Genomic DNA, 18,719 nt, shown 5'->3' on the forward strand with positions numbered 1-18,719 from the left:
CGGGCCGCTCCGCTACTCCTCGAAGCGGGCCGCGGCCACGTAGTCGGGCCGGGGGTCCAGGGCGGCCGCCAGGCGGAAGTGCTTGCGCGCCTGCTCGGGCCGGCCGGAGCGCTCGTGGGTGCGGGCCAGGGCGAAGTGCGCGAAGGCGTTGTCCGGCTCCCGCTCCAGCACCAGCTCGAACTCCAGCGCCGCCGGACGCAGTTGCGCGGCGGCGAAGAACGCGCGGGCCCGCAGCAGCCGGGCGGCCGTGTTCTCCGGGTGCGCGGCGATGACCGAGTCGAGCAGCTTCACGGCGCCCCGCGGGTCGCGCGCGGCCAGCAGCTGCTCGGCGGCACGGTAGTCGATGACGTGGGTCTCGGGCGACGAGCCGGACGGCGAAGGCGGCTGCGCCGGTACGGACGGCGGCGTGGTGTCGGACACGGTTCGATCCTTCCCTCTGCGGCCGCGTTCAACGCCCCGCGCCCCGCCTGCTATTCCATGTGCACGTCAGGCACCGGCGGTGCCTGCGGTACCTGCGGGTCCTTCAGCGGCTTCCCGCTCCTTGAGCTCCGCCCACACCTTGCGCACCTGCGGCTCCAGTGCCTCCAGCGGCCCGTCGTTGTCGATGACGAGCGTGGCCACCGCGAGCCGCTGCTCCCGCGTGGCCTGCGCGGCCATCCGGGCCCGCGCCTCCTCCTCGGCCATCCCGCGCAGCGCGGTCAGCCGGGCCAGCTGCGTTCCGGGGGCCGCGTCCACCACGACCACCAGGTCGTACAGCGGCGCCAGGCCGTTCTCCGCGAGCAGCGGTACGTCGTGCACCACGATCGCGTCGGCCCCGGCGGCGGCCTCCAGCTCGGCCGACCGGGCCCCGACCAGCGGGTGCACGATGGCGTTGAGGGTCTGCAGCTTCGCCGGGTCGGCGAACACGATCGAGCCCAGCTTCGGCCGGTCCAGCGTCCCTTCGGCGGTCAGCACGGACTCCCCGAACGCCGCCACGACGGCCGCGAGCCCCGGCGTACCGGGCTCCACGACCTCCCGCGCGATGCGGTCGGCGTCCACGACGACCGCCCCGTACCCCGCCAGCAGCCGCGAGACCTCGCTCTTGCCGGCACCGATTCCGCCTGTCAGGCCCACCTTCAACATGCCCAGCAGACTAGACCCCGCGCCCGGGCCCCCGTACAGCCCCCCGCCCCGGCCGGCCGGGGCGGGGACCTCAGCCCTCGCCCTCGCGCTCCGCCAGGAACCGCTCGAACTCGCGGCCGATCTCGTCCGCCGACGGGATCTCCTGCGGCTCCGCGATCATGTTGCCCCGCGTCTCGGCGCCGGCCGCCGCGTCGTACTGGTGCTCCAGTCCCTGGACCAGGGAGACCAGCTCCTCGTCGCCCTCGCGGATCTGCCGGTCGATCTCCGTCTGCGTACGGTGCGCCTCGGTGCGCAGCGCGTGCGCCACGGCCGGCAGGACCAGCCCGGTCGCCGCGGTGATCGCCTCCAGCACCGTCAGCGCCGCGTCCGGGTACGGGGAGCGCGCCACGTAGTGCGGTACGTGCGCGGCGACGCCCAGCACGTCGTGCCCGGCCTGGCCGAGGCGGAATTCCACCAGGGACTCCGCGCTGCCCGGCACCTGCGCCTCGTCGAACGGGCTGCGGTGGCCCGGCATGAGGTCGGTCCGGTTGCCGTGCGGGGTGATCCCGACGGGCCGGGTGTGCGGGACGCCCATGGGGATGCCGTGGAAGTTGACCGAGAGCCGGACGCCGAGGCGCTCGACGATCTGGCGGACGGCGACGGCGAAGCGCTCCCACTCCACGTCCGGTTCGGGGCCGGAGAGCAGCAGGAACGGGGCGCCCGTGGCGTCTTGGACGAGCCGCACCTCCAGGCGCGGCTCCTCGAACTCGGTCCAGTGGTCGCGCTGGAACGTCAGCAGCGGCCGGCGGGCGCGGTAGTCGACCAGGCGGTCGGCGTCGAACCGGGCCACGACCTGGTGGGGCAGCGTGTCGAGCAGTCGCTCGACGATCTGCTCGCCGGCCTCGCCCGCGTCGATGTACCCCTCGAAGTGGTAGAGCATGACCAGCCCGGCCGAGTCCTGGGCAAGCGCCAGATCAGCCACTGCCAGGCCCTTGGCATCCCATTCGTACAAACCCTGTGGATCAAGCACCGTCACCACTCCTCCTCGCCGCCTACTGTGCGCACAACGTCCAAGGCTGCTGCTCCATTCCCCGGTTGGCCGCTTTCACAGGAACGCAACAAGGCCCGCCCCCCGAAGGGGACGGGCCTTGCCGTTCAGCTCAGTTACAGCTCACACCGAGGTGTGGTGCGCTGCGATCAGCTCTGGCCGCCGGCCAGCTTCTCGCGGAGCGCGGCCAGGGCCTCGTCGGAGGCCAGGGCGCCCGAGGTCTCGTCCGACTCCGAGGAGTAGGAACCGCCCGAGATGCCCGCACCGGCGTTGCCACTGGCGGCCGGGGCGGCAGCGCCCTCGGCAGCAGCGGCCTCGTCGGCCTCGCGGCTCTTGATGACCTGCGCCTGGTGCTGCTCGAAGCGGACCTGCGCCTCGGCGTACTGGCGCTCCCACGTCTCGCGCTGGGTGTCGAAGCCCTCGAGCCAGTCGTTGGTCTCGGGGTCGAAGCCCTCGGGGTAGATGTAGTTGCCCTGGTCGTCGTAGGACGCGGCCATGCCGTACAGGGTCGGGTCGAACTCGACCGACGCCGGGTCGGCACCGAAGGACTCGTTGGCCTGCTTCAGGGACAGCGAGATCCGGCGACGCTCGAGGTCGATGTCGATGACCTTGACGAAGATCTCGTCGTTGACCTGGACGACCTGCTCCGGGATCTCCACGTGGCGCTCGGCCAGCTCGGAGATGTGGACCAGACCCTCGATGCCCTCGTCCACGCGGACGAACGCACCGAACGGAACCAGCTTGGTGACCTTGCCCGGGACGACCTGACCGATCTGGTGCGTACGGGCGAACTGCTGCCACGGGTCCTCCTGCGTCGCCTTCAGCGACAGGGAGACACGCTCGCGGTCCATGTCCACGTCGAGGACCTCGACGGTGACTTCCTGGCCGACCTCGACAACCTCGGACGGGTGGTCGATGTGCTTCCAGGACAGCTCGGAGACGTGGACGAGACCGTCGACGCCACCCAGGTCCACGAAGGCACCGAAGTTGACGATCGAGGAAACGACGCCGGAGCGGACCTGACCCTTCTGCAGGGTGGTGAGGAACGTCTGGCGGACCTCGGACTGGGTCTGCTCCAGCCAGGCACGGCGGGACAGGACCACGTTGTTGCGGTTCTTGTCCAGCTCGATGATCTTCGCCTCGAGCTCCTTGCCCACGTAGGGCTGGAGGTCGCGGACGCGGCGCATCTCGACGAGGGAGGCCGGCAGGAAGCCACGGAGGCCGATGTCGAGGATGAGACCACCCTTGACGACCTCGATGACGGTACCGGTGACGATGCCGTCTTCTTCCTTGATCTTCTCGATCGTGCCCCAGGCGCGCTCGTACTGGGCGCGCTTCTTGGACAGGATCAGGCGGCCTTCCTTGTCCTCCTTCTGGAGAACCAGGGCCTCGATCTCGTCGCCGACCTTGACGACCTCGTTCGGGTCGACGTCGTGCTTGATCGAGAGCTCACGGCTCGGGATCACGCCTTCGGTCTTGTAACCGATGTCGAGCAGGACCTCGTCCCGGTCGACCTTCACGATGACGCCGTCGACGATGTCGCCGTCGTTGAAGTACTTGATCGTCTCGTCGATCGCGGCGAGGAAGGCTTCCTCGTTACCGATGTCGTTGACCGCTACCTGCGGGGTGGTAGAGGTGGTCTCGGTGCTGCTCGTCATGTGGGAAAGGGCTCCGGTTACGGACAGAAAGTCGTAGGTACTGCTACGCCGGGAGCCCTTATCGGCATCTGCCGAAGAAGCCGGACAGCCAAGGAAGCCCCTACTCCGCCGTGAAGCGGGTGAGGGCCTCGAAAACCGAGGGGACATCAACAGATGCAAGCGCAGCCTGCTAGGTCTGAGGAGCACAGGCTCGCAGCGCAACTTGTAGCATACGGGGGCAGCCGGACAGGGTCAATGCGCGAAGGCGCACACCCCGGGCGGATCACCGCATAACCGGCACAATTCGTGGGCGGGCAGGCGCCGATGGCCCTTCTCTGCCGTGTCACGACTCTTTCCGACTCTTTCCGCAGACTACGACGACGGGCCCCATGAACCAAGAGGACTACGCCTCCGAAGAAGCGTACGAAGCCGACGGCACCGGTCACGGCGGCTTCGAGGACGCCGGCGACGACGCCGAGGCCACCCGGCGTGACGCGGACGAAGCGGAGAGCAGCCGGGCCAGCCGCGGCTGGTGGGACCGCAACGCCGACGAGTACCAGAGCGAGCACGGCGCCTTCCTCGGCGACGACCGCTTCGTCTGGGGGCCGGAGGGCCTCGACGAGGCGGACGCCGCGCTGCTCGGCCCGGCGGACTCACTCAAGGACAAGGACGTCCTGGAGATCGGCGCCGGCGCCGCCCAGTGCTCGCGCTGGCTGGCCGCCCGGGGCGCCCGCCCGGTCGCCCTCGACCTCTCCCACCGCCAGCTCCAGCACGCCCTGCGCATCGGCGAGGACGTCCCGCTGGTCGAAGCCGACGCCGGAAGGCTCCCCTTCCGCGACGGCTCCTTCGACCTCGCCTGTTCCGCGTACGGGGCCGTCCCCTTCGTCGCCGACCCCGTGAACGTCATGCGCGAGGTCCACCGCGTCCTGCGCCCCGGCGGCCGCTGGGTCTTCTCGGTCACCCACCCCATCCGCTGGGCCTTCCCCGACGAGCCCGGCCCCGAAGGGCTGTCGATCGCCGCCTCCTACTTCGACCGGACCCCGTACGTGGAACAGGACGAGCAGGGCCGCGCCGTCTACGTGGAGCACCACCGCACCCTCGGCGACCGGGTCCGGGACGTGGTGGCGGGCGGGTTCCGCCTGGTGGACCTGGTGGAGCCGGAGTGGCCCGCCTGGAACACCCAGGAGTGGGGCGGCTGGTCCCCGCTGCGCGGCAACCTGATCCCCGGCACCGCGATCTTCGTCTGCGAGAGGGGCTGAGACCCGGTTGACCCGACAGCTCCGCCAGGCCGACCTCGACGCCCTCCCCGTACGGGAGGCCCTGCCCGCGCTCGTCTCGGCGCTGGACGCCCACGGCACGGCGGTGCTCTGCGCCCCGCCCGGCACCGGCAAGACCACGCTGGTGCCGCTGGTGCTGGCGGGGCTGGTGGGCGGCGGGCCCCGGCGCCGGGTGGTCGTCGCCGAGCCCCGGCGGATCGCCGCCCGGGCGGCGGCGCGGCGGATGGCCTGGCTGCTGGGCGAGCAGGTCGGCGGCGCGGTGGGCTTCACGGTGCGCGGGGAACGGGTGGCGGGCCCGGACACCGTGGTGGAGGTGGTCACCACCGGTGTGCTGCTCCAGCGCCTCCAGCGGGACCAGGAGCTCGCCGGCGTGGACGTGGTGGTCCTGGACGAGTGCCACGAGCGGCACCTCGACGCCGACACGGTCGCCGCGTTCCTGCTGGACGTACGGGAAACCCTGCGCCCGGAGCTGCGGCTGGTGGCGGCTTCGGCGACGACCGACGCGACGGGCTGGGCCCGCGTCCTCGGCCGCGGGCGCCCCGGGGGCGCGCCGGTGGTGGAGGCCGCCGGGGTCTCGTACCCGGTGGAGACGGTCTGGGTCCCGCCGGCCCGGCCGGTGCGGCCGCCGCACGGGATGCGGGTGGACCCGGCGCAGCTCGCGCACGTGGCCTCGGTGGTGCGGCGGGCGCTGGCGGAACGTTCCGGTGACGTCCTGTGCTTCCTGCCCGGCGTCGGCGAGATCGCCCGGGTGGCCGGGCAGCTGGCCGGGGTGGAGGCGGAGGTGCTCCAGCTGCACGGGCGCGCCCCGGCGGCGGTGCAGGACGCGGCGCTCTCCGTCGCGCCGCACCGCCGGGTGATCCTGTCCACCGCGGTGGCGGAGTCCAGCCTGACCGTGCCCGGGGTACGGGTGGTCGTGGACTCCGGGCTGGCCCGCGAACCCCGGGTGGACCACGCGCGGGGGCTGGGCTCCCTGGCGACCGTACGGGCGTCCCGCGCGGCCGGGCGCCAGCGGGCGGGCCGGGCCGGGCGCGAGGCGCCGGGGGCGGTGTACCGCTGCTGGCCGGAGGCCGAGGACGGCCGCCTGGCGGCGTTCCCCTCCCCCGAGATCCGGATCGCGGACCTGGCCCGGTTCGCGCTGCAGGCGGCGTGCTGGGGCGATCCGGACGCGGCCGGGCTGGCCCTGCCGGACCCGCCGCCGGCCGGGGCGATGGCCGCGGCCCGGGAGGTGCTGGTCGCGGTGGGCGCGGTGTCCCCGGCCGGCGGGGTCACCGCGCGCGGGCAGCGGATGGCCCGGCTGGGGCTGCACCCGCGCCTCGCCCGCGCCCTGCTGGACGGCTCCGCCTCGCTGGGACCGCGCCGGGCCGCCGAGATCGTCGCCCTGCTGAGCGAGGAGCCGCCGCGGGAGTACGGGGACGACCTGGCCGCCGCCTGGCGCCGGGCCCGCGCGGGCGGCGACGCGTACGCGGCCCGCTGGCGGGCGGAGGCCCGCCGCCTGGAGCGGGCCGCGGAGCGCCCCGCCGGGAGCCCCGAGGGGCTTTCCGACGATGCCGCCGCCGGGCTCGTCGCGGCCCTGGCGTTCCCCGAGCGCGTCGCCCGGGCCAAGGGCGAGGGGGCGTTCCTGATGGCCTCGGGGACGGGGGCCGAGCTCGGTGACGGCTCATCGCTGCGCAGCGCGCCCTGGCTGGCGGTGGCCGTCGCCGACCGGGGGCCGCATTCCGTCTCCGCCCGGGTCCGGCTGGCCGCCGTCGTCGACGAGGAGACGGCCCGGGCCGCCGCCGGCCACCTGCTGTCCTGCGGGGAGGAGGTCCGCTGGGAGGACGGGGACGTGGTGGCCAGGTCCGCGCAGCGGCTCGGGGCCGTCGAGCTGGCCGTGCGCCCGCTCGGGAACCCCGACCCGGACCTGGTCAGGGCCGCCCTCCTCGACGGCCTGCGCGGCGAGGGGCTCGGCCTGCTGCGCTGGTCCCCGGACGCGCGGATGCTCCGCGCCCGCCTCGGCTTCCTGCACCGCACGCTCGGCGGCGACTGGCCCGACGTAGAGGACGACGCCACCCTGCTGGACCGCGCCGGCGACTGGCTGGAGCCCGAGCTGTCACGGGCCCGCCGCCGCGCGGATCTCGGGCGGATCGACGCCGGGCAGGCGCTGAACCGGCTGCTGCCCTGGGCCACCGGCGAGGCGGCCCGCCTCGACGAGCTGGCCCCGGAGCGGATCGAGGTGCCGAGCGGCTCCCGGATCCGGGTGGACTACGCCGCCGAGGGGCACGGGCAGCCGGTCCTCGCCGTGAAGCTGCAGGAGCTGTTCGGGCTGGCCGAGACCCCGAAGGTGGCCGGGGTGCCCGTACTCGTGCACCTGCTGTCCCCGGCCGGGCGGCCCGCCGCCGTCACCGCCGACCTGGCCTCCTTCTGGCAGGGCGGCTACCGCGCGGTGCGCGCCGAGCTCCGCGGCCGCTACCCCAAGCACCCGTGGCCGCAGGACCCGGCGACCGCCGAGCCCACCCGGCACACCAACGCCCGGCTCAGACGTCGGCCGTGAGCCGCGCGGTGGGCGCCTCCCCGTCCTGCGCCTCACCGCGGCGCCGGCTGCGGGCCTCCAGCCACAGGGCCGCCCCGAACAGGACGAGGGCCCCCGCCGCCAGGCCGATCGGGGCGTACGTGTGCAGCGCGAGGACCTTCGTACGGTTCGACTTGACCAGGTCGACGGTGTACGCGGCGTAGTCCTCGCGCATCTTCACGTGCCCCGCGAAGACGGTGAGCCTGCCGTCGGGCGCGCCCGCCGCGATGCCGCCGCGCATCTCCTGCTCGATGACCTGCTCGGCGTTGACGGGCGCCCCGGTCACCGGGTCGACCCAGAACATCGCCTTGGCCTGGTACCAGAGGCTGGTGCCGGTGCTCTGCTCGAAGGTCTTCGGGTCGATGCCCTCGATCGGCATCTTCTTCGGGAGCGCGACCTTCGTCCACGGGAGGGTCTGCTCGTAGTAGTAGACGTCCATCCCGCGGTACGTGCGCGGTCCGACGTAGTGGATGGGCGAGGCGGTGCGGGTCTGCGCGTCGAAGTAGAGGTAGTCGCGCGGCTCGGTGAAGAACGGCCACTTGAACTCGATGCCCTGGCGTTGGACCGGGTCGCCGTCGACCATCTCGCCGGTGGCGTGCACCGGGTCCTGGCTGTGGGCGTCGAAGATGTAGCGCTCCGGTATCTGGGAGACCATCTTCCCGTCCGGGCCCATGATGTACGTGAGGGTGTCCCAGACGACGACGTCCTTGCCGGCGCTCGCCTCGATCTCCTTCGACGCCTCGACGTTGCCCTTCAGGGTCTGGACGATGGTGACCTTGTCCACCTTCTTGGGCTGCATGCCGGCGGTGTAGTCGAGGAGGGTCGCGTCCTTGGCCTCCAGGACCATCTCCTGGTACTGACCCGGCGGGATCTTGGCGAGCCGGGGGTACGCGTACCAGCGCAGCAGCGGCGCGAGGGCGGCGAGGAACACGGCGAAGGCGAGCAGGACGAGGCTGGCGGTACGTCTCAAGGCCGGGCCTCCTCTACTGTCCGGGCGCGCTGGGCGCGGTGGTGAGCAGGGGCTTGGGCGAGGTCTTGCCTTCGGGCGCCCCGAACGCCGTGATGGCGAACACGAGGGCCAGCGCGGCGGCAAGCCCGATGGCGGCGGCGAGGAGTGCGCGCATGCCGGGGCCTCCGGAATCCGATGGAATCTGACTGGGCGTCAGGACGGAGCCCGCACCGTAGCAACGCCGGGCGGAGATGAGAACCGTCGTGACCCGGGATCACGGAGCGGCATTGGTCCGAATTACCTATGGTCAGGCGTGTTGTGACGCTACGTGACGTGTTCCGGTGTCCCACGGGTCAAGCTCCTCCTGGCATCTCAGTGGAGTTCCCCCGGAGTCGAGGAGCACGCGGATGAGTACGGAGAAGACGACGGGGGCGCGGCCGGATCCGCGCACCCTTCGCACCCGATGGATGGCCGGCGGCGCGGTCGCCTCGCTCGCGCTGCTCCTGGCGGCCGGGCTGACCGTGCCGAACGCGCTGGCGGCCCAGGACGCGGGCGGGCGCGCGAGCGCGTACGGCGCCGCGGGCGGCGGCGGCAAGTGCGAGAAGGACCCCCGCACCGGCAAGCAGCGGACGGACTGCCGGAAGGACCCGCGGCAGGGCGCGCGGGGCCCGAAGGGTCCCCCGGGCCCCAGCGGCCCGCCCGGCGAACCGGGTGAACAGGGTGAACCCGGCGAACCCGGTCCGCCCGGGGCCACCGGTCCGAGCGGCCCCCCTGGTCCCAGTGGCCCTGCCGGTCCCAGTGGCCCTGCCGGTCCCAGTGGCCCTGCCGGTCCCAGTGGCCCGCCCGGACCCAGTGGCCCGCCCGGACCCAGTGGCCCGCCCGGACCCAGCGGCTCCCCCGGCCCCAGCGGCCCGCCCGGCCCCAGCGGCTCCCCCGGCCCCAGCGGCCCGCCCGGCCCCAGCGGCCCGCCCGGGCCCACGATCAACGTCGGCGCGAGCATCCAGTCCTTCAGCGACCAGATCATCGCGGACACCACGCTCACCAAGATCCTCTTCAGCAGCGCGGTCTACGACACGAGCATGATGTTCGACGCTCCGAACTCGGCCCTGGTGGTCAGGACGGCGGGGCGCTACCAGGTCACGGGCCGGGTCCTGCTGACCTACACCCCGAATCCGGCAGGGGCCCGGAACCTGCAACTGCAGGTGAACGGCGGTGGACGCGCGCTCGACTCACAGGACACCGCGGTCCTCCCGGGAACCGGGTACGTCTCGCAGTCGGTGTCGGCGACCCTGGAGCTGGCCGTGGGCGACGTGATCACGCTCCACGTCCTCCAGACCACCGGCGCCAACGCCAGCTCGCGGTTCGTGCCGGGATCCTTGAGCACGGCCGTCGCTCCGCGACTCACCGCGGAGCTGCTCGTACCGACGCCGTGACCACGGCCACCGCCTCTGCGGCCGGCTAGGGGGCCCTGGTCCCGGTGGGAGACGCGGCCGGGGACGCCTTGCGCGTGGCCGAGGGGCTCGGGGTGGGCGCCGGGGTCGGCCGCGCGCTCGCCGTCGGCGAGGGCGTCGGGGTCGGCGTCGGGCTCGGGGTCGGCGTCGGGGTCGGCGTCGGCGTCGGCGTCGGCGTCGGCGTCGGGGTCGGCGTCGGCGTCGGCGTGGGCTTCGGATCCGGCGTCGGGGTGGGAGTGGGCGTCGGGGTGGGCGTCGGCACCGGCGTGGGCTTGGGTGTGGGGCTCGGGGTCGGCTTCGGGCTCGGCCCGGGCTGCGCCGGGGGCCGGCCCGCGTCCGCGTTCGGGACCTCGTGCGCTCCCTGGAGGTAGTACGTGAACCAGGACTTCACCGTGCGCAGGTACTCCGCGGACTGGTTGTACGAGAGCACCGCGCGGTCCAGATCGGCCGGTACGCGCAGGTCGCGGGTGCCCGCGCAGAGGTAGCGGGCGGCCGCGAGCGACGCGTCGTACACGTTGTTCGGGTTGCGGCGGCCGTCGCCGTCCGCGTCCTGGCCCCAGGCCGCCCACGTGGACGGGATGAACTGCATCGGGCCCACCGCCCGGTCGTGCGCGGCGTCGCCGTCGTACTGTCCGCCGTCCGTGTCGCGGATGTCGGCGAAGCCGTTGCCGTCGAGCACGGGGCCCAGGATCGGCCGCAGGGTGGTGCCGGCGGCGTCGACGCGGCCGCCGCGCGCCTGCCCGGACTCGACCTTGCCGATGGCCGCGAGGAGTTGCCAGCGCAGTCCGCAACCGGGGTCGCTGCGCCCCACCTTCTGCTCGGCCAGCCGGTACGCCGCCAGGACCGTCGCCGGGATTCCCTGCGCGCCTTCCCCGCCGCCCATGGCCACCGGTTCGTTGTGCGTCGCCAGTGCCCCGGCGTCCGGCTGCGCCGGCTGTGCGGCGGCCGGGACCTCCTGCGGCAGCTCCGCCGCCACCGGCGGGAGTTCGGTGAGGTAGTCGGTGTCCCCTCCGGACCCGGTCGGCCGTGCGGGGTCCGCGGCCGGCCCTTCGGAGTCCGCGGCGGATATCCGCTCCCGTACGGGGGCCCCGGACGCCGTGAGCGCCGCGGCGACGAACGCGCAGACCAGGACCGCGGCCCCACCCCTGCGCAGCCTGCTTCCTATCCGAGCCGACATGAGCCGGGTCCCCTCCCCCTCGACGTCGGCGCGACCCTACGTCAACTCCCTTCAACCTGCACCGATCTGCGTCCGGATTTCACGACTTCCCCACCTGAGGGGCAGCTCACGCATACTGACCCGGACCGTTCGGGGCGCATTGGCCCGAAGTAAGGAAGAGATGTCATGCCGTTCACGCTCAGCCACGCGGCTGCCGCCCTGCCCGCCGTGCGCCGTACGGGCCGGGCCCGCGGACCGCTGGTCGCGTCGGCGCTCGTCCTCGGGTCGTTCGCGCCGGACACGTTCTATTTCGCGGACGCCGTCGTCCCGGGCGTCTGGCCGTACGGGGAGTTCGCGCACTCGCTGCCCGGGGTGTTCACCGTGGACGCCGTGCTGACCGCCGCGCTCGCGGCCTGCTGGCTGCTGCTGCGCGAACCGCTGATCGCGCTGCTGCCGCGCCGCCGCCGGGGCCGGATGCACGCCTTCGTACGGGGAGAGGACTGGCGGGGCCGCGGCCCGGTGCCGCTCGTGTCGTGGTTCTACGTCTGCGCCGTCATCGGCTCCCTCACGCACGTGGTGTGGGACAGCTTCACGCACCCCCACCGGTGGGGGACGGACGCGCTGCCCGTGCTCGGCGAGCCGTTCGCGAAGGGGCTTCCCCTCTATACGTACGTGCAGTACGGGACTTCGGCTCTCGCCGCCTGCGCCCTGCTCTGGTTCGCGGTGACCGCCGTGCGGCGGCTGCCCGACTCGCCCGTGCCGGGGTCCGTGCCGGTGCTCGGCCGGGCGGAGCTGCTGGGAGCGGCCGCCCTGGTCGTGGTGTGCGTGGCCGTCGGGGTGACGATGCGCGTGCTGCGCTTCTTCACGTTCTTCGACCGGATCCGCACACCGCTCGACATCATCCCGACCGTCTGCTTCGGCGCGGGCGGCGGACTCGCCGTGGGCCTGCTGCTGTACGGGGTCCTCGTACGGCTCCTGCACCGGCGCGGGCCGGCCCGCCCGGACGAGGAGACGCGGACGCCCGTCCCCGCCGCAGGGCGGCCGGCGGGAACGGGCGTCCGGTAGACCTGCGTCAGTGCGCGGCCGACTCCCAGTCGGCGCCGACGCCCACCGACACGTCCAGCGGGGCGCGCAGTTCCACTGCGGCGCCCATCTCGCGGCGCACCAGCTCCTCGGCCTTCTTGCGCTCGCCCGGGGCGATCTCCAGCACGATTTCGTCGTGGACCTGGAGCAGCATCCGCGACTTCAGCCCGGCCTCGGTGATGGCCTTGTCCACGCGCAGCATCGCGACCTTGACGATGTCGGCCGCGGTGCCCTGGATCGGGGCGTTCAGCGCCATCCGCTCGGCGGCCTCGCGGCGCTGGCGGTTGTCGCTGTTGAGGTCGGGCAGGTAGCGGCGGCGGCCGAAGACGGTCGCCGTGTACCCGGTGGCGCGGGCCTCCTCGACCACGCGGCCCAGGTAGTCCCGGACCCCGCCGAACCGCTCGAAGAAGGTCTCCATCAGGCCGCGGGCCTCGGCGGGCTCGATGTTCAGCTGCTGGGCGAGACCGAAGGCGGAGAGCCCGTACGCGAGTCCGTACGACATCGCCTTGATCTTGCGCCGCATCTCGGCGTCGACCTCGGAGCGCTCCACGCCGAACACCTGGGAGGCGACGGTGGTGTGCAGGTCCTCGCCGGAGAGGAACGCCTCGATGAGGCCCTCGTCCTCGGACAGGTGCGCCATGACGCGCAGCTCGATCTGGCTGTAGTCGGCGGTCATGAGGGATTCGAAGCCCTCGCCGACGACGAACCCGCGGCGGATCGCCCGGCCCTCGTCCGTGCGCACCGGCACGTTCTGCAGGTTCGGGTCGGTGGAGGACAGGCGTCCGGTCGCGGCGACGGTCTGGCTGAAGCTGGTGTGCACCCGGCCGTCGGCGGCGATCGTCTTGACGAGGCCCTCGACGGTGACGCGCAGCTTGGCCTGCTCCCGGTGGCGGAGCATGATCACCGGCAGTTCGTGGTCGGTCTGCGTGGCCAGCCAGGCCAGCGCGTCCGCGTCCGTGGTGTAGCCGGTCTTGGTCTTCTTCGTCTTCGGCAGGTCCAGCTCGCCGAAGAACACCTCCTGGAGCTGCTTGGGCGAGCCGAGGTTGAACTCGTGGCCGACCGCCGCGTGCGCCTCCTTCACCGCCTGCTGCACGGCTCCGGCGAACTGCTGCTCCATGGCCTCCAGGTGGTCGCGGTCGGCGGCGATGCCGGCCCGCTCCATCCGGGCCAGCAGCTCCGAGGTGGGCAGCTCCATGTCGTGGAGCAGCTCCACGGCCCCCACTTCCGCCAGCTTGCCGGTGAAGGCCTCCCCGAGGTCGAGGACGGCGCGGGCCTGCGCCATCAGGGCCTCCGCCTCGGCGGTCTCGTCGGCGCCGAAGGCGAGCTGGCCGTCGGCCGCGGCGGGCTGGAGCTCACGGTGCAGGTACTCGTTGGACAGCACGTCCAACGCGAAGGAGCGGCGGCCCGGCTTGACCAGGTACGCGGCGAGCGCGGTGTCCATGGTGACGCCGGCCAGGCTCCAGCCGTGCTCGGGGAAGACCCGCATCAGGCCCTTGGCGTTGTGCACCACCTTGGGCTTCGCGGCATCGGCGGCCCAGGCCGCGAAGGCCCGCTCGTCGGCCTCGTCCAGCGCGGACGGCTCGAACCAGGCGGCGGCACCGCCGGCCGCGGCCAGCGCGATCTCGCTGACATTGCCCTGGCCCAGCGCCCAGCTGTCCACGGTGGAGATGCCGAGGGGCTCGCCCGCGCGGGCCGCCAGCCACGGCGCCAGCTCGCCGGCGCCCAACACGCTCGCGTCGAGCTCCACGCCTGCGGCCGGAGCCGGGGCCGGCTCCTCGGCGGCGCCCGGGTCCACGGCCAGCAGCCGCTCGCGCAGCGAGGCGTTGCGGATCTCCAGCACGTCCAGCACGCCCGTGACCGCGGAGCGGTCGTAGGGGAGGCGGGCCAGGTCGCCCGCGGACCGGGGCAGCTCGACGTCCTTGACCATCTCGGTCAGGACCCGGTTGAGCTTCACGGCCTCCAGGTGGTCCCGGAAGTTCTGCCCGGCCTTGCCCTTGACCTCCTCGGCCCGCTCGACGAGCTCCGCGAACGAGCCGAACTGGGTGATCCACTTGGCGGCGGTCTTCTCGCCGACGCCCGGGATGCCCGGCAGGTTGTCCGACGGGTCGCCGCGCAGCGCCGCGAAGTCCGGGTACTGCTGCGGGGTGAGCCCGTACTTCTCCTCGACCTTCTCCGGGGTGAACCGGGTCAGCTCGGAGACGCCCTTGGTCGGGTACAGCACGGTGGTGTGCTCGGAGACGAGCTGGAAGGAGTCCCGGTCCCCCGTGACGATCAGGACGTCGAAGCCGAGGGCCTCCGCCTGCGTCGCCAGCGTGGCGATCACGTCGTCGGCCTCGAAGCCGTCGACCGCGAACCGCGGCACCTTCATCGCGTCCAGGAGCTCGCCGATCAGCTCGACCTGCCCCTTGAACTCGTCGGGGGTCTTGGAGCGGTTCGCCTTGTACTCGGGGAACTCCGTCGAGCGCCACGTCTTGCGCGAGACGTCGAACGCCACCGCGAAGTGCGTGGGCGCCTCGTCGCGCAGCGTGTTCGCCAGCATCGACGCGAAGCCGTAGATGGCGTTCGTCGGCTGCCCGGTCGCCGTCGTGAAGTTCTCCGCGGGCAGCGCGAAGAACGCCCGGTACGCCAGGGAGTGCCCGTCCATGAGCATCAGGCGGGGGCGGCCCGCTTCGGTCGGCTGGTCGGTCTTCTTCGATGCGTTCTCTGCCACGCACCCGATCCTAGGCGGCCCCGCTGACAATTCCGGCGTCGGAGATGTCGGCCGGGCGTGACAGGATCGGACGCGTACGCGAATACGCGCAGCGGCCGACGCTGCGTTGCTCGACTGCTCAAAGGGGAGCGACATGGCGACCAAGCCGCCCGCAGGTGATCCCGTCCAGGACGCGCCGCAGGTCGCGCCCCCGAAGCACGCCGCGGCCGGCCTGCCCGCCATCGGGCACACCCTGCGGATCGCGCAGCAGCAGATGGGCGTCGCCCGTACCGCCCGCACCCTGCTCAAGGTCAACCAGAAGGACGGCTTCGACTGCCCGGGCTGCGCCTGGCCCGAGGGAGACAAGCGACACACGGCCGAGTTCTGCGAGAACGGCGCCAAGGCCGTCGCCGAGGAGGCCACGCTGCGCCGGGTCACCCCGGACTTCTTCGCCGAGCACCCGCTGGCCGACCTCGCCGGCCGCTCCGGTTACTGGCTGGGGCAGCAGGGCCGCATCACCGAGCCGATGTACCTGCCCGAGGGAGCCGACCGGTACGAGGCCGTCCCCTGGGAGCGGGCCTTCGAGATCATCGCCGAGGAGCTGACGGCCCTCGGCTCCCCCGACGAGGCCCTCTTCTACACCTCGGGCCGCACCAGCAACGAGGCCGCGTTCCTCTTCCAGCTCTTCGCCCGCGAGTTCGGCACCAACAACCTGCCCGACTGCTCGAACATGTGCCACGAGTCCTCGGGCTCCGCGCTGAACGAGACCATCGGCATCGGCAAGGGCAGCGTCAACCTCGAAGACCTCCACCAGGCCGACCTGATCATCGTCGCCGGGCAGAACCCGGGCACCAACCACCCGCGCATGCTCTCCGCCCTGGAGAAGGCCAAGACCTCCGGCGCGAAGATCATCTCGGTGAACCCGCTGCCCGAGGCCGGCATGGAGCGGTTCAAGAACCCCCAGACCCCGGTCGGCATGTTCAAGGGCACCGCCCTCAACGACCTCTTCCTGCAGATCCGCATCGGCGGCGACCAGGCCCTCTTCCGTCTCCTCAACAAGCTCGTGATCGAGACCGCGGGCGCCACCGACGAGGCCTTCATCCGCGAGCACACCCACGGCTACGAGGAGCTGGCGGCCGCCGCGGCGGAAGCCGACTGGGACGAGACCCTCACCGCGACCGGCCTCACCCGCCCCGAGATCGAGCGGGCGCTGGCCATGATCCTGGCCTCCGAGCGCACCATCGTCTGCTGGGCCATGGGCCTCACCCAGCACAAGCACTCCGTCGCCACCATCCGCGAGGTCGTCAACCTGCTCCTGCTGCGCGGCAACATCGGCCGCCCCGGCGCCGGCGTCTGCCCCGTCCGCGGCCACTCCAACGTGCAGGGCGACCGCACCATGGGGATCTTCGAGCGCCCCGCGCCCGCCTTCCTCGACGCGCTCGACAAGGAATTCGGCATCACCTCGCCGCGCGGCCACGGCTACGACGTCGTGCGCTCCATCGAGGCCCTGCGCGACGGCGAGGCCAAGGTCCTCTTCGCCATGGGCGGGAACTTCGTCGGCGCCACCCCCGACACCGACGTCACCGAGGCCGCGATCCGCCGCGCCTCCCTGACCGTCCACGTCTCCACCAAGCTCAACCGCTCCCACGCGGTCACCGGCCGGCGCGCCCTGATCCTGCCCACCCTCGGCCGCACCGACAAGGACGTACAGGCGGGCGGCAGGCAGTTCGTCACCGTCGAGGACTCGATGGGCATGGTCCACGCCTCCCGCGGCAACCTCGCCCCCGCCTCCCCGCACCTGCTCTCCGAGCCCGCGATCGTGGCCCGCATGGCCCGCGCCGTCCTCGGGGCCGCCTCCGCCACCCCGTGGGAGGAGTTCGAGCGGGACTACGCGGCCATCCGCGACCGGATCTCCCGCGTGATCCCCGGCTTCGAGGACTTCAACGCCCGCGCGGCCCGCCCCGAGGGCTTCCGCCTCCCGCACGCCCCGCGCGACGAGCGCCGCTTCCCCACCAAGACCGGCAAGGCGAACTTCACCGCCGCCCCCGTCGAGTACCCGAAGGTCCCCGAGGGCCGGCTGCTCCTGCAGACCCTGCGCAGCCACGACCAGTACAACACCACCATCTACGGCCTCGACGACCGCTACCGCGGGATCACCGGCGGCCGCCGCGTGGTCATGGTCCACCCCGAGGACGCGGCGGAGCTCGGCCTCGCGGACGGCTCGTACACGGACCTGGTCGGCGAGTGGAAGGACGGGGTCGAGCGGCGCGCGCCCGGCTTCCGCGTCGTGCACTACCCGACCGCCCGCGGCTGCGCGGCCGCGTACTACCCCGAGACGAACGTGCTGGTCCCGCTCGACTCCACGGCGGACACCAGCAACACCCCCGCGAGCAAGTCCGTCGTCATCCGCTTCGAACCGGCCTGATAGAACGACCTCAGGACAAGACGGTTAACGAGCGTTGACACACGAACGGAGCCTGCCCATGGGCGAGCAGCACGCTGTGAAGTTCCCGCAGGAGGTCCTCGACGAGTACGCGGCCCTGGGCATCGACCTGCCCTCGCTGTTCTCGGCGGGCCACCTCGGCGAGCGGATGGACATCCGCATCCTGGAGGCCTCGGCGGAGCGCGTCGTCGCCACCATGCCCGTCGAGGGCAACACCCAGCCGTACGGGCTGCTGCACGGCGGCGCCTCGGCCGTGCTCGCCGAGACCCTCGGCTCGGTCGGCGCGATGATGCACGGCGGCATCAACAAGATCGCCGTCGGCGTGGACCTGAACTGCACCCACCACCGGGGCGTGCGCTCGGGCCTGGTCACCGGCGTCGCCAGCCCCGTGCACCGCGGCCGCTCCACCGCCACGTACGAGATCGTCATCAGCGACGAGCAGGACCGGCGCGTGTGCACTGCCCGCCTGACCTGCCTGCTGCGCGACGCGGACCCCGCCGCCGGGGCCTGACCCGCCCGCGCAGAGCCCCCGCGGGCCCGGATCCCGCCCCCGCCCGGGGGCCGGACCCGGGCCTGCGGCGCGTACGGGCCCGGCAACCACCAGGAATCCGCCAGTCCGCGCCCGGCGCCGCGACGACTGTTGTGTCACCGAAGGTGACGGCCTACCTTCCCTTCATGGGGACCCAGCCACGCACCGCGGCCCACTGCGGTGCCGCCGCACTCCTGGCGGCACTCGCCCTGTCCGGATGCTCCATATCCGCCCCACCCGCCCCGCGGACCACGCCAACGCCCGTTTCCAGCCCCTCCTCGCCCGCCCAGATCTGCACGAGCCTGGTGTCCTACTGGGCGAAGGAGGCCCTCAAGGGCGGCAAGTGGGCCGGGCTCGACTGGGAGCAGAAGGGCATGTCCAACGACCAGTACAAGATCCACGAGGAAGTCGTGGCCGCAGGTCGCACCGAGGAGCGAACTGCCGGGCTGGACAAGGCACTTGAGCTCGCCGACCGGCTCACCGCACGGCGCTGCGCCGAACAGAACGGGGCAACCTGGAGCTCCGAGAACTGGCGGCCCCCGAGCCCGCCCGGATGACCGGAATCCCGCGCACGCTGTCCGACTTCCGGGCGCCCGGCGGCGCGGACCCGATCCGCAGGTCGGAAGCCTCCCGCACCCCTGACCAAGATCGATCCGCTTGAAGTGGATCAAGGGGAAAAATTACCCACAGTAATGCCGACGCCCCACAGAATCCCGTTTTACCCCCGCGGAATGCAACCCGGCGGATTCTTCCGGACACAGCCAGCGACATTCCTGCCCTTTTGATCAATGACAGGAGCATGAACCCC

General features: G+C 72.8%; 15 protein-coding genes. 7 read left to right on the forward strand and 8 right to left on the reverse strand.

Translation table 11 applies throughout. The annotated features are described in order from the left end of the window. Positions 1-12: 12 nt before the first annotated feature. The 4 genes from ACFY1T_RS26295 to rpsA form a co-directional block, all read right to left on the reverse strand. Positions 13-420, reverse strand: a complete 408-nt coding sequence (locus ACFY1T_RS26295; protein ID WP_390790345.1) for a tetratricopeptide repeat protein — start codon at positions 418-420, stop codon at positions 13-15. Positions 421-486: 66 nt separating this feature from the next. Next, positions 487-1,122: a dephospho-CoA kinase gene (coaE, locus tag ACFY1T_RS26300; protein ID WP_390790346.1), complete on the reverse strand. Its 636-nt coding sequence runs from the start codon at positions 1,120-1,122 to the stop codon at positions 487-489. Positions 1,123-1,192: 70 nt separating this feature from the next. Next, the gene (locus ACFY1T_RS26305) at positions 1,193-2,131 is read right to left on the reverse strand and encodes a PAC2 family protein (RefSeq protein ID WP_030858875.1); all 939 of its coding nucleotides are present in this window, start codon (positions 2,129-2,131) and stop codon (positions 1,193-1,195) included. Positions 2,132-2,298: 167 nt separating this feature from the next. After that, positions 2,299-3,807, reverse strand: a complete 1,509-nt coding sequence (gene rpsA, locus ACFY1T_RS26310) for a 30S ribosomal protein S1 (protein ID WP_030160280.1) — start codon at positions 3,805-3,807, stop codon at positions 2,299-2,301. A gap of 368 nt (positions 3,808-4,175) precedes the next feature. Here rpsA and ACFY1T_RS26315 point away from each other — a divergent pair, with 368 nt between their 5' ends. Beyond that, a complete protein-coding gene (locus ACFY1T_RS26315; protein ID WP_390790347.1) occupies positions 4,176-5,045 on the forward strand; it encodes a class I SAM-dependent methyltransferase in 870 nt (289 codons plus the stop codon). A 7-nt stretch (positions 5,046-5,052) separates the two neighbouring features. Continuing rightward, complete coding sequence (hrpB, locus tag ACFY1T_RS26320) at positions 5,053-7,593, forward strand: ATP-dependent helicase HrpB (protein ID WP_390790348.1); 2,541 nt, start codon at positions 5,053-5,055, stop codon at positions 7,591-7,593. Here hrpB and ACFY1T_RS26325 read toward each other — a convergent pair. Both ACFY1T_RS26325 and ACFY1T_RS26330 read right to left on the reverse strand, forming a co-directional pair. After that, a complete protein-coding gene (locus ACFY1T_RS26325) occupies positions 7,577-8,581 on the reverse strand; it encodes a DUF3068 domain-containing protein (protein ID WP_390790349.1) in 1,005 nt (334 codons plus the stop codon). The genes hrpB and ACFY1T_RS26325 overlap by 17 nt on opposite strands. A 13-nt stretch (positions 8,582-8,594) precedes the next feature. Then, positions 8,595-8,735 (reverse strand): SPW_0924 family protein, encoded by a 141-nt coding sequence (locus ACFY1T_RS26330; RefSeq protein WP_107089976.1) that lies wholly within the window; start codon positions 8,733-8,735, stop codon positions 8,595-8,597. A gap of 232 nt (positions 8,736-8,967) precedes the next feature. Here ACFY1T_RS26330 and ACFY1T_RS26335 point away from each other — a divergent pair, with 232 nt between their 5' ends. After that, the gene (locus ACFY1T_RS26335) at positions 8,968-9,993 is read left to right on the forward strand and encodes a hypothetical protein (RefSeq protein ID WP_390790350.1); all 1,026 of its coding nucleotides are present in this window, start codon (positions 8,968-8,970) and stop codon (positions 9,991-9,993) included. A gap of 25 nt (positions 9,994-10,018) precedes the next feature. On the opposite strand, the gene ACFY1T_RS26340 is transcribed toward ACFY1T_RS26335, so the two are convergent. Next, positions 10,019-11,188 carry a lytic transglycosylase domain-containing protein gene (locus ACFY1T_RS26340; protein WP_390790351.1) on the reverse strand — a complete coding sequence of 390 codons (1,170 nt, stop codon included), beginning with the start codon at positions 11,186-11,188 and terminating at the stop codon, positions 10,019-10,021. Between the two features lie 165 nt (positions 11,189-11,353). On the opposite strand from ACFY1T_RS26340, the gene ACFY1T_RS26345 reads away from it, so the two are divergent. After that, positions 11,354-12,232, forward strand: a complete 879-nt coding sequence (locus tag ACFY1T_RS26345; protein ID WP_390790352.1) for a DUF4184 family protein — start codon at positions 11,354-11,356, stop codon at positions 12,230-12,232. 7 nt (positions 12,233-12,239) lie between these two features. Here the strand turns inward: ACFY1T_RS26345 and polA are convergent, their stop codons facing one another. Then, positions 12,240-14,960: a DNA polymerase I gene (gene polA / locus ACFY1T_RS26350; protein WP_390790353.1), complete on the reverse strand. Its 2,721-nt coding sequence runs from the start codon at positions 14,958-14,960 to the stop codon at positions 12,240-12,242. Between the two features lie 133 nt (positions 14,961-15,093). Here polA and ACFY1T_RS26355 point away from each other — a divergent pair, with 133 nt between their 5' ends. From ACFY1T_RS26355 to ACFY1T_RS26365, 3 genes are all read left to right on the forward strand, one after another. Continuing rightward, complete coding sequence (locus ACFY1T_RS26355; protein ID WP_390790354.1) at positions 15,094-17,364, forward strand: FdhF/YdeP family oxidoreductase; 2,271 nt, start codon at positions 15,094-15,096, stop codon at positions 17,362-17,364. Positions 17,365-17,422: 58 nt separating this feature from the next. Then, positions 17,423-17,893 (forward strand): PaaI family thioesterase, encoded by a 471-nt coding sequence (locus ACFY1T_RS26360; protein WP_030858859.1) that lies wholly within the window; start codon positions 17,423-17,425, stop codon positions 17,891-17,893. A 164-nt stretch (positions 17,894-18,057) separates the two neighbouring features. Continuing rightward, positions 18,058-18,468: a hypothetical protein gene (locus tag ACFY1T_RS26365; protein WP_390790355.1), complete on the forward strand. Its 411-nt coding sequence runs from the start codon at positions 18,058-18,060 to the stop codon at positions 18,466-18,468. The last annotated feature ends 251 nt before the right edge of the window (positions 18,469-18,719 follow it).

Source organism: Streptomyces sp. NPDC001194 (assembly GCF_042896985.1).
GTDB lineage: Bacteria > Actinomycetota > Actinomycetes > Streptomycetales > Streptomycetaceae > Streptomyces.

Coding starts and splice junctions, on each gene's coding strand:
- ACFY1T_RS26315 (WP_390790347.1), top strand. CDS start 4,176: ATGAACCAAGAGGACTACGCCTCCGAAGAAGCGTACGAAGCCGACGGC.
- ACFY1T_RS26365 (WP_390790355.1), top strand. CDS start 18,058: ATGGGGACCCAGCCACGCACCGCGGCCCACTGCGGTGCCGCCGCACTC.
- ACFY1T_RS26340 (WP_390790351.1), bottom strand. CDS start 11,188: ATGTCGGCTCGGATAGGAAGCAGGCTGCGCAGGGGTGGGGCCGCGGTC.
- ACFY1T_RS26330 (WP_107089976.1), bottom strand. CDS start 8,735: ATGCGCGCACTCCTCGCCGCCGCCATCGGGCTTGCCGCCGCGCTGGCC.
- ACFY1T_RS26345 (WP_390790352.1), top strand. CDS start 11,354: ATGCCGTTCACGCTCAGCCACGCGGCTGCCGCCCTGCCCGCCGTGCGC.
- coaE (WP_390790346.1), bottom strand. CDS start 1,122: ATGTTGAAGGTGGGCCTGACAGGCGGAATCGGTGCCGGCAAGAGCGAG.
- ACFY1T_RS26355 (WP_390790354.1), top strand. CDS start 15,094: ATGGCGACCAAGCCGCCCGCAGGTGATCCCGTCCAGGACGCGCCGCAG.
- rpsA (WP_030160280.1), bottom strand. CDS start 3,807: ATGACGAGCAGCACCGAGACCACCTCTACCACCCCGCAGGTAGCGGTC.
- ACFY1T_RS26335 (WP_390790350.1), top strand. CDS start 8,968: ATGAGTACGGAGAAGACGACGGGGGCGCGGCCGGATCCGCGCACCCTT.
- ACFY1T_RS26360 (WP_030858859.1), top strand. CDS start 17,423: ATGGGCGAGCAGCACGCTGTGAAGTTCCCGCAGGAGGTCCTCGACGAG.